Source organism: Streptomyces sp. NPDC044921 (assembly GCF_056432865.1).
The window spans coordinates 164,049-180,608 of the sequence record NZ_JBWKIF010000014.1 but is presented as its reverse complement, the minus strand read 5'-3'; the positions used below and the strand labels follow the sequence as shown (position 1 = coordinate 180,608).

The 16,560-nt window shown below is 74.3% G+C and carries 5 protein-coding genes; all 5 read right to left on the bottom strand.

Features of this window, described 5'->3' with window-relative positions:
• Position 1: 1 nt before the first annotated feature.
• On the bottom strand, positions 2-12,976 hold the full coding sequence (locus tag AC07DA_RS22735; RefSeq protein ID WP_479129989.1) for an SDR family NAD(P)-dependent oxidoreductase: 12,975 nt from the start codon (positions 12,974-12,976) through the stop codon (positions 2-4).
• A gap of 120 nt (positions 12,977-13,096) precedes the next feature.
• Complete coding sequence (fabD, locus tag AC07DA_RS22730; RefSeq protein ID WP_479129988.1) at positions 13,097-13,963, bottom strand: ACP S-malonyltransferase; 867 nt, start codon at positions 13,961-13,963, stop codon at positions 13,097-13,099.
• Entirely contained in the window at positions 13,960-15,381 is a 1,422-nt protein-coding gene (locus AC07DA_RS22725) for a PfaD family polyunsaturated fatty acid/polyketide biosynthesis protein (protein WP_479129987.1), read from the bottom strand. The genes fabD and AC07DA_RS22725 overlap by 4 nt, the downstream gene beginning before the upstream one ends.
• A 107-nt stretch (positions 15,382-15,488) precedes the next feature.
• Complete coding sequence (locus AC07DA_RS22720) at positions 15,489-16,001, bottom strand: hypothetical protein (protein ID WP_479129986.1); 513 nt, start codon at positions 15,999-16,001, stop codon at positions 15,489-15,491.
• A gap of 38 nt (positions 16,002-16,039) precedes the next feature.
• Positions 16,040-16,540 (bottom strand): hypothetical protein, encoded by a 501-nt coding sequence (locus AC07DA_RS22715; RefSeq protein ID WP_479129985.1) that lies wholly within the window; start codon positions 16,538-16,540, stop codon positions 16,040-16,042.
• Between the last annotated feature and the right edge of the window lie 20 nt (positions 16,541-16,560).

Sequence of the window (16,560 nt, the reverse complement as noted above, 5' to 3'; positions counted from 1 at the left end):
ACTAGATCAATTCCTCCAGCTCGAGCACGGGACGGGGCGTGATGCGCAGGGGATCGTCCTGGCCGGTGCGCTCGACCCAGTGCCGGCGCCGTTGGAACACGGGCGGCGACAGGGGCGTCCGTACGGCCTTGCGGCCGGTCTCCTCGGGGCCCGCAGGCTCGCGGAGGACGACGTGGCAGTTGGTCCCGCCGAAGCCGAAGGCGCTGAGGCCGGCTCGGCGTACACCGTGCCGGGGCTGCCAGGGCTCCAACCGGTCCTGGATGCGGAACGGCGACGTCTGGAAGGCGAACCTCGGATTGGGGCGCTCGCAGTGCAGGGTGGGCGGCAACTGCCGGTGCTGGAGCGACAGCACGATCTTCTGGAGGCCGGCCATGCCCGCCGCCATCAGCAGGTGCCCGACGTTCGACTTGACACTGCCGACGCCGCAGAACTGGCTCTCGTCGGTGGACTGCGCGAACACGCTCGTCAGAGCCCGCAGTTCCATGGGGTCACCGATCATGGTGCCGGTGCCGTGCGCCTCGACGTACGACACGCTCGCGGGGTCGGCCCCGGCGCGTCGCAGCGCCTCGCGGACGACCGCCTGCTGGGCGTCGGGGTTGGGGGTGGTCAGGCCCATGGTGCGGCCGTCGTTGTTCATGGCCGTCGACTCGATCACCGCGAGGACACGGTCGCCGTCGGCGAGGGCGGCGGCCAGCGGTTTCACCAGGATCGCGCCGACTCCCTCGCCGGGCACGAAGCCGTTGGCGGACGCGTCGAACACGTGGCAGGTGCCGTCGGGCGACAGGGCGCGCGCGGCGCTGAGCGAGAGGTACGGCGTCTCGTCCAGCAGCAGTTCGGCGCCGCCCACGACGGCCATCTCGCACTCGCCGAGCTGCAACGCCTGCCGGGCGAGGTGCAGGCTCGACAGCGACGACGAGCAGGCCGTGTCCACGACGAGGTTGGGTCCGCGCAGGTCGTGCAGGTGGGCGAGGTGGGCGCCGATGAAGTTCTGGTTGAGGCCGGTCGCGGTGGCTCGGCCGGGAACGGTGATGCGCGACGCGTAAGTGCTGGTGCCGGAGCCCACGAAGACGCCGACGGCCCGGCCGCTCAGCTCCTCGCCCCGGTATCCGGCGTCCGCGATGGCCGTCTCGGCCGTCTCCAGGAAGAGCCGGGTCAGGGGGTCGACGTGCGCGGCGTCCGCCTCGGGGATGCCGAAGTAGGCGGGGTCGAAGTCCTCGATGCCGTCCAGGTAGCCGCCCCACTTGCTGATGCTCATGCCGGGCGCGTACTCGGGCGAGTAACGGGAGGCCACGTCCCACCGGCTGCGTGGGACCTCGCGGACGCCGGACCGGCCGTTGCGCAGCAGGTCCCAGAAGGCCGCGGTGTCGGGGGCGCCGGGGAACCGGCCCGCCATGCCGATGACGGCGAGGGGCATGCCGGGGCCGGTGCCGGCGGCCGGTTCGCCGGTCGGTGCGGGCGCGGGGCGGGGCGGGGCGGGAGATACGCCGGTCGTCGGCTGTCCGGCGGGCCCGGCGGGCCCGGCGGCCCAGCGTGTGATGCCCTCGCGGTGGGCGTGGAGCAAGTGGTGGGCGAGCCGTTCGACCGTGGGGTGTTCCAGGACGACGGACGGGTCCAGGGGCGCCGCGGTGGCGGCCTCCAGCCGGACGACGATGCTCGCGATGAGGATCGAGTCGACGCCGAGGTCGGCGAACGGGCGGTCGTGCGCGATGCGGTCACGTGGCGTGCCGAGCACCTCGGCGAGAACGTCCGCGACGTGATCGGCGCAGCGCTGGACGAGCCGCGTGTCGTCCGGCGCCGACTGCGGATCGATCCCGTCCGCCACCGGTCCTGCCTCGGATCCCGCCACCGCCCCCGCCTCCGCTCCCGTCCGCGGCCGGGGCCGGGCGTTCGGCTGGGAGGTCGCCTCGGGGGACGCGTCGTCCGGGGCGGTGCCGGACCCGGTGGCGACGGGCCGGGTGGCGACGGCCGCGAGCGCGGCGTGCTGCTCCGTCGCCAGCGCGGCGTCGAGCAGGAGGAGTCCGTCCTCCGGGCGCATGGGTACCAGGCCCACCTCTCCGTAGCGGGGCGTGGTGACCTCGCCCATGCCGATGCCGGACCAGCTGCCCCAGGCGAGGGACAGCCAGCGGGTGGCGCTGCCGCGAGCGTCGGCGCGGGCTTGTGCGAATGCGGCGTAGTCGTCCAGGGCCGCGTTGGCCGCGGCGTAGTCGCTGAGGCCAACGGAGAGCCGCGGCATCAGGGCCGAGACGGAGGAGTAGAGCACGACGAAGTCCGGATCTGCGTCGTCCAGGGCCCGGTCGAGCGCGGCCAGCGCCGGTCCCTTCGGCTCCCACGTCATGTCGAACTCGTGCGGGGGCTTGTGCACGAAGGCAGGGGTGAGTGAGACGGCACCAGCGCAGTGCAGGACGCCCGCCGGCAGCCCGAAGCGGGCGCGCACGTCGTCCAGGAACGCGGCCAGCCGGTCGGGGGGACCGTGGTGCAGCAGCACCTGGGCTCCCGCCGCCTCCATGCGGGTGATCGCGGCCGTGCGGGTGGCCCACCAGTCGTCCGCCGTCGCGTGTGCCCAGCGCTCCCTCGGCGGCAGGGCGCGGCGGCCGGTGAGGGCGAGCCGCCGGGCGCCGCGTGCGACGAGCAGTTCGGCGGCGGCGATCCCGAGGCCGCCCGTTCCGCCGGTGATGAGGTACGGGCGGTCGGCGGTCACGGCGACGGAACCGAGGAACCCCTCGTGCCCCGCGGCCGGTACCGGGACCGGCTCCAGGTCCCCCACGTGCCGTGCCCCGCCGACGTAGCGGATCTCGGCACTCTCGGCCGCTGTCGCGGTGGGGAGTTCGGCGGCGGCCAGCGCCACCGGGCCCGGAAGCCTCTCCGGTACGGCGTCGTACTCGACGGTCACGGCGGTGACGGCGGCGTACTCCGCACCGACGGCCCGTACGCAGCCGGCCATGCGAGCCGCGGTCAGCACCGCGTCCCCCTGCCCGGCCCCGGCGGGTCGGGTCGCAGGCGTCGGCCGGACGTGAACCACGGTGACCGCGTGGTCCCGGGCGCGGGACGCCAGCTCCTGAAGCAGCGCGATCCGGCCCGCGTGCCGGGACGGCCGTCCCGGAGCGGCGAGGGCGTCGACCACGTCGATGACGGCGTCGAACGGCCCGTGGGCAGCCAGTTCCCCGTGCAGGACCTCGCGGGTGCGCTCCCGGTCGTCGAGGTCGGCCTCCACGGTGCGGGCGCACGGGAGCGGCAGTGGTGAGGGCTCGCGCAGCACGACCACGTCGTGTCCGTCGAGCCCGGCCAGTTCCTCCGCCAGTCCGGCGCCGGCCTCGGCGCCGACGAGCACCAGGGTGGTCAGGCGCCCGGCGGACGGCGCCGTACCGCCCGCGGGCGCCGGCGTCCAGGTGCGGGCGAGCAGCCGCAGTGATGGCGGGCCGGCGTCGGCGGCGGGGCTCTTTGCGGTGGCCGGGGCGGTGGTGGCGGCGGGGGCCATGGCGGCCGTAGGGATCGTCCGCGCCGCCGAGGCCGCCGGAGCGGTCGGAGCCATCGGCACGGTCGCGGCGGTCAGGGCCCGGGGGCCATACTGGTTGGAGTGATCGAACGGGCGGGCCGGCAACGGCACTCGGCGTCGCCCCGGTTCGATCGGCCAGGAGACGTCCTCACCGGCGACCCACCGACGGGCCGCCTCGTGCAGATCTGAACCCGCACCCGAACCGGAGCCCGGCCCCGAACCCCGACCGGGGCCCGCGCCGTCGGCGGCGGCCGCAGCGGTGCCGGTGTGCAGCCCCGGTGCCGTACGGCCGTCGAGGAAGGCGTCGAGCGCGGCCACGGCCTGCGCGCGACCGGGAACAACGAGCGCTAGCCGGGCGCACATCGGGTCGCGTGCGACGCGCGACGTATGGGCGAGGTCGGCGAGATCCTGCCCCTCCTGCCGCAGTGCGTCGCGCACCACCCGGGCGTAGGCACCCAGCCGGTCGTCGTCGGGGGCGGACAGGACGAGGACCTGGTCCCCGGCGGGCTCCGGTCGCGTCGCGGCCACGGTGCGGGCGGGAGGCTCCTCCACGACCAGGTGGGCGTTGGCCCCGCCGAAGCCAAAGGCGCTGATTCCGGCGCGCAGCGGCAGGGGTGCCCCGGAATCGTCGACAGGCCGCCACCGCCGTGGTTCGCACAGTACGTGAAACGGGGTGCCGTCGAGCCGCAGATGGGGGTTGGCGCGCTCCCCCACGGCGTTCGGCGGCAGGGTGCGGTGGCCAATCGCGAGCAGCACCTTGAGCAGCCCGGCGATACCGGCGGCGGACTCCAGGTGCCCGATGTTCGCCTTCACGGCGCCCAGGTGGCACCAGGGTCCCGCGGTGCGTGCGCCCGCCCGGCCGAAGGCGGCGGTCAGGCCCGCGATCTCGATGGGGTCGCCGAGCCGGGTGCCGGTGCCGTGCGTCTCGACGTACGTGACGGTCCGCGGGTCGACGCCGGCCCGGTTCAGCGCGGCGGTGACGACCTCGGCCTGGGCCTCCGGGCGGGGCGCGGTCAGGGAGTGGGCCCGGCCGCCGTGGTTCACGGCACTGCCCCGGACGACGGCTCGGATCGGGTCGCCGTCAGCGAGGGCCCGGTCCAGCGGCTTGAGGACGACCACGCCGACGCCCTCGCCCCGTACGAACCCGTCGGCCCGCTCGTCGAAGGTCCAGCAGCGGCCGGTCGCCGAGAGCATCCCGGCCTGGCCGAGCGAGTCGAACCACGCCGGGGAGAACAGCGCGTTCACCCCGCCGGCGACGGCGAGGTCGCACTCCCCCGCCTCCAGCGCGGCCAGCGCCCGGTGCAGTGCCGTGAGCGAGCTGGAACAGGCGGTGTCGACCACCTCGCTCGGCCCGCGCAGGTCCAGCAGGTAGGACAGACGGTTGGCGATGACGCTTTGGACGTGTCCGGTGATGCTGTGGGCGGCGACCTCCTCGCCCGCCCGGCCGAGCAGGTCGGCGTAGTCGGACAGGGTGGCGCCGACGAAGACGCCGGTACGGCTGCCGGCCAGGGACTTCGGGCGGATCGCGGCGTCCTCGACCGCGTGCCACGCGGCTTCCAGGAACAACCGCTGCTGCGGGTCCATCAGGCGCGCCTCGCGCGGGGAGACGGCGAAGAACTCGGCGTCGAAGGCGAGGATGTCGTCCAGGAACCCGCCGGCCGGCACGGAATCGCCGAAGCGGTCCCCGGGCGCGGGCACGACGAGGTCGCGGCCCTCGATCAGATGGGCCCAGTAGGCGTCCAGGTCCGGCGATCCGGGCAGCCGACCGGCCATGCCGATGACGGCGACCGGGGGCATGGTGCGGGGGTGCGCGGGCCGCGAGGCCCACGGTCGGGGATCGGTCACCACTGCGGTGGGCGGCTGCGGCTGCGCTTCGGCTCGGGACGCGGACCCGGACACCGCCAGTGCCGTGGGCGTGGGCGTTGGGGTGGACGCGGGTGGGGGCGGAGGCGTGGCCGGGGCTGTGGGCGCCTCCGGTACGGCCAGGGCGGGTCCCGCGCTCTCCAGCAGCGCCGACGCCAGCGCCTCGACGGTCGAGTGCTGGTAGAAGACCACCGGCGTCAGGGCCAGCCCCAGGCGGTCGTTGAGGCGGTTGGCGAAGTCGGTGAACAGCAGGGAGTTGAAACCGTAGTCGCCGAACTCAGCCGTGACCCGAACCTGTTCGGCCGGAATCTTGACCAGACCCGCCGCCTCGTCGCGCAGCAGGTCGCACAACCGCTCCCGGTCGGCGACCGGAGCCGCCACGGCCTGTATCCCGCCATCGGTCCGCACCCCGCCGAGGGCCTGCCCCGCGCCATCGGTCCGCAGCCCGCCATCGGTGCGCGGCGACGCCTCGTACACTGCGGATGGCGCAGACCCGGCCGACGCCCCCTGCCTGCCGGCCATCCCGTGCCGCCCGGCGAGCGCCGCGCCGATCCGATCCTGGTCGCCGAAGCCGACCAGGACGCGGGACCGGCCGAGGCGGAGGGCGTCCTCGAAGGCGGCGAGTGCGGCCGGTGTGTCGATCGGGGTGAACCCGAGCGTGGTCTCGATCAGGCGCCGGGCGGCGGACGGCATCTCCATCCCGCCGTCCCGCCACAGCGGCCAGGCGACGGACACCGAGCGGCCGGACCGCTCGCCCCGCGCCACCAGGGAGGCGCGGTGCTCCGCGAACGCGTCGAGGAAGCGGTTGGCGGCGCAGTACGACGTCTGGCCGGCGTTGCCCAGGGTGCCGACGAACGACGACATCAGCAGGAAGAAGTCCAGCGGGTCCCCGGCGGTGGCCTCGTCCAGGGCCAGGGTGCCCCACGTCTTGGGTGCCAGCACGGCGCGCATCTCGTCTGCCGTACGGTCGCGGGCGGCGCCGTCGTCGAGTACCCCGGCCGCGTGGATCACGCCGTGGACGGGGCCGAACGCCTCCCGCGCGTCGGCGAGCGCCGTGGCGAGGGCGCCGGGGTCCGTCGCGTCCGCCCGCACCTGCCGCACCGCGCCGCCGCTTGGGGCCGGCGACCGCAGCAGGGCCTCGCCGGGCCCGGTCTCCGCGCCGGAACGGCTCACCCACGTCACGCGTGCCGCCCACCGCTCGACGAGGTACGCGGTCAGCAGGCGTCCGACACCTCCCGCGCCGCCGGTGACGACGTAGTGCCCTCCGTGCCGCACGGGCGGCGCCTGTCCGGCGGGCACGGTGGCCCGGGTCCATGCGCGGACGAGTTGGTCGGTGCCGTCCACGAGCAGTTCGGGCGCGCCGGTGGCGAGCAGGGACAGCACCCGCGCCAGGTCCGGTTCCCCGGCGTCGATCTCGCACCGCACCGAGCGGAACCCGGGGACCTCGCGCTCCAGGGCGAGCCCGAAGCCGACGGCCAGGGCGGCGGCGGGGTCAGCCCACTCGGGTGGGGTGACGGTGACGTAGGTGACGGACCGGCTGGCGTCGGTGAGGCCGGCCAGCGTGTCGAGAGTGCCGGTCGCCTCGGTCAGTGACTGCGCGAGGGGTTCGGCGGCACGGTCGAGGGCGCGGCGGTCGACCACGACGGCGTGGCGCAGGCCGCGCACCAGGCCGGTGACGTCCCGGGGGTGGGCGACATGGTGGCCGGCGTTCCGCGCCCAGCCCGGCGTGCCGCCGACGACGATCACCGTGGCATCCTGCGCGAGTGCCGTGGGCATCGTCCGCGGGGCCGGGACGGGTGTCCAGTCGGGGACGTGGAGTTCGGCGCGCCGCTGCCTGGAGGCGGCGGCACCACCGGCCGGTGCGGCCGGTCCACGGGCGGCGCCGGTCCGAGGCAGCCAGTGCCGTGTGCGGGCGAACGGGTAACCCGGCAGGGACACCCGCCGGCCGTCGGCGCACGGCAGGATGTTCCGCCAGTCCAGCCGGGCTCCCTGGCACCAGAGCCGGGCGAGCTTGGCCAGTTCGCCACGCTCGGCGAGGGCGCGCAGGACCTCGGTGGTGCCCGGCGTTCCGTCGAAGACGTCACCGAGCCGGCCTGCGTCGTCCAGCCTGCCGAGCGCTGCGTCGGAGGTGTCCCGCACCGCCTCGTGCAGTTGCCGTCCCGGGGCGCCGAGTTGCTCCAGGCGGTCCGCGAGTTCGCCCGTTCCCGCGACGACGAGCGCCAAGCGCGTGTCGAAATGCTCTCGGCCCTCCCGCAGGGTGAACGCGACGTCAGCCAGCCGGAGTTCGCACTCCGAGGCGCGCAGCCGGACAGCCAGCCGCGCGCAGGCACGGCGCAGTTGCTCCTCGTCCCGCGCGGACAGCACGACGAGTTCCGGCCCGGCCGGCGCCGCGCCGGCCGCCGGGGTGGGCGGTGCCTCCTCCACGACGAGGTGCACGTTGACCCCGCCCGCGCCGAAGGAGCTGAGTGCGGCGATCCGCGGGGCGCCGTCGGCGGTGGCGGGCCAGGCAGACGTGGACTGCTGGACGTGGAACGGCGTGGCCGCGAAGTCGATGTCGGGGTTGAGACGTTGCGAGTGCAGGGACGGCACGAGCGTGCGGTGCCGCAGTTGCAGGAGCACCTTGGTCAGTCCGGCCAGGGCGGCGGCCGCCTCGGTGTGCCCGATGTTCCCCTTGATGCTGCCGACGGGGATCGACGCCGGGGTGCGCACGGAGGCGTAGGCCTTGCTCAGACCGCGGATCTCGATGGGGTCGCCCAGCGGGGTGCCGGTGCCGTGGGCCTCGACGTATCCCACGGCGGACGGGTCGGTGCCCGCCCGCCGGAGAGTGCGGGCGATGAGGTCGGCCTGCGCCTGCGGGCTGGGCACGGTGAAGCCGTTGGTGCGTCCGTCGCTGTTGGCGCCGACGGCCCGGATGACGCCGTAGACGTGGTCGCCGTCGGCGAGGGCGTCGCGCAGCGGGCGCAGCAGGACCGCGCCGACGGCCTCGCTGGTGACCATGCCGTCCGCGTCGGCTCCGAAGGGCATGCACCGGCCGGTCCGCGAGATCATGCCGAGCTGGGCGTACTGGATGCGGCGGGCCGGGTGCAGGACCAGGTTGACGCCTCCCGCGAGCGCGGCGGAGACGGTTCCCGCGCGGATCGCGTCGCACGCGAGTTGCAGGGCGACGCCCGACCCGGAGCACGCCGTGTCGACCGCGATGCTCGGTCCGGTGAAGTCCATGAAGTACGACACCCGGTTGGCGATCTGGTAGAGGTCGCTGTTCGGGTACCGGCTGTGGCCGTCCAGCGCGGCGTTGGCGCTGAGCACGGCGTAGTCCGGGCCCATGGAGGCGACGTAGACGCCGACGTCGCGGCCGAGACCGGCGGGGGTGTGTCCGGCGTCCTCGACGGCGTGGTAGGCCGCCTGGAGGAAGAGACGCTGCTGCGGGTCCATGGTCTCCGCCTCGCTGGGGGCCAGGTGGAAGAACAGCGCGTCGAACTCGTCCACGCCGTCGAGGAGTCCGCCGGCCGAGCTGTACGTGCGGTCGGGGCCGCCGTCCGGGTCGACCACGTCCCGCTGTTCCCAGCGCACGGCGACGTCGCCCAGCGACTCGACGCCCGCCTTGAGGTTGTCCCACAGTTCGGTGATGTCGTCAGCGCCCGGGTAGCGGCCGGCGATGCCGACCACGGCGATGCGGTCGTCCGGCACGCTCGCGGCGTCGGCCGACGGCACGGGAGCGATACCGGCCGTCGGCACGGGGGCGTCGCCGGCCCCCACGGCCGCGGGCGACGGCCGCGACACAGTCGTGGGAGACGGCTGTGGCACGGGCCGAGGGTGCGAAGTCGCCGGCGAGGCGGCGGGCGTGGACGGCTCCAGGGCGTGGGCGACGGAGCCGAGGGTGCGGTGCTCGAAGAACAGCGTCTTGGGCAGCCGTCCGAAGTCCTTCTCCAGGGCGACGGTGGCGTCGACGATCTCCAGCGACTCCAGCCGCAGGGACTCCACTGTGGTTTCCGGTGTGAGTTCAGTGACCGGGATCCGCTTGAGCCGACTGACCACGGCCCGTACGGCGTCGAGCGGATCGCTTCCGCCGTGCGCGGGCTCGGGCGTCCGAGCGGCCGGCGGCGCGGGATCGGGCACACGCTCGCCGGTGACGGCGCGGTGCAGTGCGGTCATGTCGGTCAGCTCGGCCGCCAGGTGCGCCAGCGCCGCACGCCGGGCAGCGTCCGCGGCCGGGCTGCCGCCGGCCGGTGCCGCGCGGCGCTCCGCCGTGGTGTCCTCGGGCGCCGGTCCGTCATCGGGCCGGAACGTCAGCTCGGCGAGACGGTCCAGCGGCGCCGTGTGCAACCGCGCCCCACCCCCGCCGTGCGCGGACTCGTCCACCACGGCTGCACCGGTCGCGGCTTCGCCCGTCACCGCCTGACCCATCGCGGCCTCGAAGAACCTGCGTCCGGGGGTGTTCCGGCCGGTCGGTCGGTGCTCGGCGGAGAGGACGGTGGGACCGCCCTCGGTGGTGACGGCGCGGGCCACCGCGGCCAGGAACGCGTGCTCTACGCCCCGCCCGAGGACACGGCAGCTCAGCAGGAACGTGTCGAGCCGGACCCGGTCGCCCTCGTCGCGGGTCACTGCGGCGCCCACCAGCCCGTAGTCGCCGAACCGGTCGCCGACCTCGGCCACCCAGCACCGGGCACCGTCGGCGAGCACGCCGCGCAGTTCGGCCTCGGTCCTGCGCAGCGGCGACAGGTTGAACTGGTTGGTGCGCTGCGTGAGCTGGGCGACGCGGGCCAGTTGGTCGTCGCGAGCCTCGTGGACGTCGACACGCAGTCCGAGACCGGCGATGAAGCCCGCGAGGGACGGCGCCGCGTCACGGGCCTCCTCCCGGCGCCGGGCCGCGCGGTACATCTCGGTGCGCCTGCGGTCCTCCTCGGTGACCTGCGCGCGGTCGAAGGCCCAGAGCCGGGCGAGGAACCCGGCCCAGTCCGCCTCGTCGGTGGGCAGTTGGAGGGCGAGGACCTGCGGCTGCGCCGAGCGTACGGCCGCGATCTCGACCGGGTTGTCGTCGAGGAAGACGAACGAGTCCAGCCCCACGCCGAGTTCCCGGGCCAGCGCCTCGATGTTGCCGGCCTTGGCGTTCCAGTCGACACGGCGGGCGGCGACGTGCTCGGGCCGCAGCGGCATGTCCGGGCGCAGCCGGAACACCTCGTCCACATCCTCGGCGGAGTTCTTGCTGGCCAGGCAGACGAGGACACCTTCGTCGTGCCGTCGTACCGCCCACTCCTGGAGGTGGCGGTGGGCGTCTCCCAGCTCCACTCCGAGGGCGCCGTCCTCGCCGCAGACGCCGCGCCACAGGGTGTTGTCACAGTCGAGGACGAGCACCTTGTACGGGCGGCCGAGCAGGGCGTGCACGGTGCGGGCGACCGCAGTGCCCAGTGCCGTGCAGGCCTCGGGCGTGTAGGGGATGTGCGCGTGCTCCTCCCGCGCCGCGTCGTGGTGGTCGGCCGTCCAGTGGCCGTCACCCCGGTCATCCAGCCGGGTCAGGTGCAGTCCGCGGGTCCCGTCAAGGGCCCGCCACAGGCGGTCTTCCACGGCCTTGAGGGCTTCGGCGCGGCGGGCGAGGGCGGGCGGCGACGCAGGGCAGAGCGCGACGAGCAGCGGCGCCGGGAGGCGCGCGGCCGCCGTGCGGGCCGCGGCGGCGAACTCGTCGGCCGTGCGCTCGCCTTCGGGTCCTTCCGGCCAGTCCTCCACGCGCACGAGCACCACGTTGCAGCCGCGCCGGTTCGCCGCGAACGCGCCGGCCGGGTCCAGGAGTTCCTGGAACACCTGCCCGTACGCCGCGGGTCGCACGGCCAGGTCGAGTCCGAGCCGCTCGCACCAGTGGGCCAGGACGGGATGGAGCGGGTCGGTGGTGAAAGTGGCGGCCACGGCGAGGGTGCCGCTGGAACCGCCCAGGGGGGCGTGGGTCGCCTCTGTCACGGGGGCGTCAGCCGCCTCGGTCACGGAGGCGCCGGCCGCTTCGGCGGCACGGTGTTCGCCAGCGCCGGACGGGTGTCCCGGCCCGCCGTCCCCAGCTCCCTGCCCCGGCGCATCCGCCCCCGCACCGTCGGTGGGTTCCCCTCCCCCGCCCGCTGTCCCGGGCACGTCGAACTCGTCCAGCACCTCGGTGGTCCCCGCCGCCACGCCGCTCGCCACGCGCCGAACCACGGCGGAGGCGACGGGCTCGACGTCCAGGGCGCTGTCGTCGGCCACGCTGTCGGCGAAGGTGGTCGCCAGGCGCGGTGGGCGGAGGATCAGCGTCGCCAGCATGGGGCGGTCGACGACCACCGCCTCCGCGAGCCCTTCCAGCGCCCGCTTCGCGGCTGTGTAGTGGGACAGCCCGCGGTGTGGTGCGTGGGCGTACGCCGAGGACACGGCGATGACGAGGCCGCCGTCGGCCATGTGCCCCGCGAACGCGGCGAGCGGCGCCTGGGCGAGCCGCAGGGCCGCCGTCACGTGTTCGCCGGCCCGTGCGGCCGTGTCCGGGTGCACGTCCATCGGCCGGGCCGGCGGGCCGGCGTTGAGGATCAGCAGGTCGGCCGCTCCGTCCCGCTCTTGCACGGCCCGCCGGAGTTCGGTGCACCAGGCAGGGTCGGCGACGTCCCCCCGGTGAAGGCGCACGCGAGTGCCGTCGGGGCCGAGCGCGGCGACGAGGGCCTCGGCCTCGGCGGTGCTGTCCCGGTAGGCCAGGTGGACGGTGGCTCCGGCGAGGGCGAGCGCCTGGACGAGCGCCGCGCCGAGTCCGCGGCTGCCACCGCACACGACGGCGGTCCGGCCCCGCAGGGCACCGTGCCGGGGTACGAGGAGGCGCAGCCGGTCCGGGTCCGGTGCGCTGGACTCGCGCCGGGCGAAGACGCGGACCTCCACGCGTGCCGTGGTGTGCCCGCCGGTCACGTCGCCTGTGAGCCGCACGGAACGGTAGCGCGGGTCCACGTCGGCGAGGACCGCCCGCCCTGTGAAGCCCCGCCGTCCAGGGAGGGCTTCGAAGTCGGCGTCGATGCCGCTGACGAGAGCGGCGCGGCCGGGGGCCTCCATGCCGGCGAGCTGGCTCGCCCAGGCCAGCACGGCCGCATGGTCCACGCCCACTCCCTGGCCCATGAGCCCTTCTGCCTCCACGAGACGCAGAAGTGCCTGCCAATCGGGGCGGTAGCGGGTGCCCAGTTGCGCGCCGGAGGCGAGCTGCGTCACCGGTGTGCGGGCCGCCTCGGCGGTGAACCGGTGCCGCGCGGGCCTGGCCGGCGGCGCGTGCACGGTGCCTTCGGCGTAGCGGACCTCGATCTCGGCCAGGGTGCGCCGGCCGTCGAGGACGTGTACGGAGGTCGGGCCGCCAGGGGTGTGCTCCGCCTCCCACCGGTAGAGTTGGCTCGGGTAGACCGGCCCGGGGAACCGTGCCCGGAGTGAGGCCAAGCGCAGCCCGGTGCCCGGCGCGGGGGCGAGGGCCAGTGCCCGGAGCACGCACAGCGCGCCGTGCGCCACCGGCTGCCCGAAGGGCGTCCGGCGGGCATAGGTCTCGTCCACGTGCAGCGGACTGTGGTCCCCGGCCGCCTCCGCGAAGGCCAGGACATCTGCTCGCGTGACGCGGAAGTCACCCGTAACGACGTTCGGCTCCATGCGCCGTTGTTCCTCCAGTCCGGTCTTCTCGTCCGGTCATCCCGGCAGTCCTGGTCCCGGTCACCGGCCGGTACGGCCCGTCGGCACTCCCAGCGTCCCGCTGACCGACCGGCGCACCCGTCAGCTGCTCGCCGGCGCCGCTTCGCGTGTCGCGCGGATGCGCCGGGTCAGGCCGGTGAGCACATTGCCGGGGCCGATCTCCCGCAGGTCGGGGTCGGGCAGCGTGAGCAGGTGGTACACGGTGTCGGTCCACCTGACGGGGGACCACAGCTGGCGGCAGAGCAGGTCGCGTATGTCGTGGTCGCCGTAGGGCTGGGCTGTCGCGTTGGCGATGACGGGGATCTTGAGACGGCCGAACACGTAGCCGTTCAGGAAGCGGCCGAAGCGTTCGGCGGCCGGTCGCATGCCCCGCGAATGAAACGCGCCGCTGACCGGGAGCGGCACAACCGTGGCTGCCTGTGCCGTCAGCGCCTTCGAGACCCTGCGTACGTCTTCGGCGCCGCCCGAGACGACGATCTGGTCCGGGGCGTTGAGGTTGGCGAGGTCGACGTCTCCGCCCTCGGCGTCCAGGACGTCCTGGACGGTGGACTCGTCCAGGCCGATGACCGCGGCCATGGTGCCCGGCCCGGCGTCGGCCATGAACGCGGCGCGCCGGGCGACGATCTCCAGGCCGGTGCGGAAGTCGAAAGCGCCGGAGGCGAAGAGCGCGGCGTACTCCCCCAGGCTGTGACCGGCCACCACGTCGGGTATGACGCCTGTCCTGCGGACCGCGTCCAGGTAGGCGAGGGCGTCGACGACGTAGACGGCGGGCTGGGTGAACCTGGTGTCCGCCAGGCGCTCCGCCGGGCCGTTCAGACACAGGTCGGCGACCGAGTAGCCGAGCGCGTCGTCGGCCTGGCGCACCAGGTTGGGGTACGTCGCGAGCAACTCGGCTCCCATGCCGACGCGCTGGGAACCCTGTCCGGCGAAGAGGTGGGCGACGGTCACGTTCGGCTCCTGTGGGGGGTCTCGGTGGTCAGGCCGGCCAGCCTCGCCGTCATGACGTCCGCCGCTCCGCGCATCAGCAGGTCCGCCAGCTCGTCGGCGTGGCGGTTGCGCCAGTGCTCCAGCTCGGTTCCGCGCAGGCGGGAGTTGAGCGCGCCGAGCGCGGGACCACAGTTGATCTGGTAGTCGACCTGGTGTTCCTCCGAGCCGCTCATGGCCAGGCGGATCGACTGCACGAAGTAGGCCTTGAAGACGAGCAGCATCTTGTGCTTCGGGTCCCGCTCGGCGCGGGCCAGCGATGCGGGGTTGGCCCGTGCGTAGTAGGCGCGGGTCTCCTCCCACACCTGGTCGAACGTCCGCCGGAAGTAGCGCCGCTGGAGCTGGTCAGCGGTGCGTACATCGAGGTCGTCCAGCGAGTCGTGGCGGCGGTAGAGCTCGTAGAGCCGGTTGGCGCGGGCCGGGTAGAACAGGCCGCGGCGCAGTACCTGTGCGCGGGCACCGGTCTCCAGCATGTCGCCGGCCGGAACGACGGTCATGTCCTGGACCTCGGCCTGCTGGAGCATGTCCTTCACACGGTCGCTGGTGCCGCACTCGGCGGTGCACTGGTTGATGCTGCCGGTGAGGACGAAGTCCGCGCCGAGAACGAACGCGGCGGCCACCGCCTCCGGCACCCCCAGTCCGCCCGCAGCGCCGACCCGCACCTGCCCGGCGGCGGGGAAGCGGGCGGCGGCCCGGTCGCGCTGGTGGACCGTGTCGGGCAGCAGCACGACGAGTTGCCGCTGGTCGGTGTGGCCGCCCGAGTCGGCCTCGGCGCACAGGTCGTCGGCGAGGGTGACGCGTTCGGCGAGGGCCGCCTCCTCGGGGGTGACGGCTTCGTCGGCCAGCAGTTCCTCCACGAGGTGCCGCGGCGGGGGTTCGAGGAAGTACTGTGCGACCTCGGGTCTCGACACCTTGGCCATGACCCGGTGCGGCACGTGCACGGAGCCGTCGGATGCCGTGCGCAGGCCACTGATCCGGTACTGGACCAGCGGCCGGGTCGGGACGACGAACGAGGCCGCCTCGACCCGGCGGACCCGGTGCTCGAGGAACAGCCGTACCTGCTCCTGTTCTTTGGCCGGATTCTCGTGCGATGCGAGGAGGTTGACTCCCCACGGGCCGTCACCGATCTCCCGCTGGAAGCGGCGTACGGCGGCGACGACCCGGTCGGCGCGCAGGCCGCCCGTGCCGAAGTAGGCGAGCAGGCCCGCCCTGCCCATCCGCAGGACGAGTTCCTCGGAGGCCACCGCCTTGTACATGGAGCCTGCCGCGTAGGCGTAGCGGACGCCGTGGTCGGCGCGGAAGGCCGCGCTGCCCAGCGCTTCCGCGCCGATACGGCCGTGCTCCTCGGCCGTCCGGCCGGCCCGCACGAGCGATGTGGTCATCTGTGCCCCGTCCCGTCTGTACCGCGTCCGGACGTCGTTGGCGTGCGACCCCGGGGTCCGGGGTCCTGGCCTCATCGGGCACCCGCCGGTCGGGGCGGGTGCCGCGGTCACCGGCCGGCGCCGGCCCTTCTCTGCTCGTAGCGCTCGAGGATGGCGGGCATCTCGGCGCTGACGAAGCCCAGGAACCGCTCCATGTTGGCCAGCCGCAGCAGGCGCTCCTCGGAGGCGTTCTCGGCCCTGAGGCCGGTCAGCCCGTTGGCGGCGACGCGGTGGAAGTCGGGGAACTCCGAGAAGATGCCCCGGACCTTGGGGCCCCAACTGTTCTCGCGCAGCCGGATGGTGTAGTTCTCCTGAAGCGATCCGGTGCGCTCGAAGACGCTGACGGGGTCGTTCTCCGGGGTCAGCTGGTCCACGATGCGGTCGATCGCGGCGCGCGGCACACCGAGGGCCTTTTCGATGTCGGCGGCGGTCTGCTCCTGCGGGTCGCAGATCATCATCCAGCCGACGACGCGGCCGCGGTCGTGCGGCATTCCGTCGTTCTCGAAGTAGTACTGGGCGACCTTCTCCACGAATGCCTGCTCACCCTCGGAGAGGGTGGTGGGGGCGGTCTGCTCGGTCATGGTGAGCTCTCCTCGCGGTGCGTGCGGGCGGCGGTCGGTCAGGCGGCAGCGGTGCGGCGGTGCTCCTCCCAGCGCTTGGACATGTCGGCGAGGTCGCCGACGATGTGGCCGAACAGCTCCTCGATCTCGGCTATCCGCCGACGGCGGTCTTCGTCGGCATCGGCGAGGACCTCGAGGCCGAAGCGGAAGATCCGGTGGTACTCGGGCCAGCTCGCGAAGGTGTCGGCGACGGCCTTGGGGTAGCCGTCGTCGACGAGCCGGTAGCGGGTCTCCTCGCCGGGAGACTCGATGCGCCGGTACAGACCGGCCAGCGTCAGCTGCTCGATGAGCTGCTCGATGCTGTCGGGGTCGACGTCCACCGCAGCGCAGATCTGGTCCAGCGTCTGCTCGATCGGGTCACTGATGATCATCCACGCCATGACCCGGCCCTTCTCCCAGGTCACGCCGTGCGCCTCGTGGTAGTGCCGCGCTACCTCGTCCACGAACGACCGCTCGGCCTCGGTCAGGGTGGCGTAGGTCTTCTCCGTCGTGCTGGTCACGTGTCCCGCCCTTCGGTTAG

What these genes read in the sequence shown, in the direction of transcription:
- AC07DA_RS22720 (WP_479129986.1), bottom strand. Translation starts at nt 16,001, where the DNA reads ATGACCGAGCAGACCGCCCCCACCACCCTCTCCGAGGGTGAGCAGGCA.
- AC07DA_RS22735 (WP_479129989.1), bottom strand. Translation starts at nt 12,976, where the DNA reads ATGGAGCCGAACGTCGTTACGGGTGACTTCCGCGTCACGCGAGCAGAT.
- AC07DA_RS22725 (WP_479129987.1), bottom strand. Translation starts at nt 15,381, where the DNA reads ATGACCACATCGCTCGTGCGGGCCGGCCGGACGGCCGAGGAGCACGGC.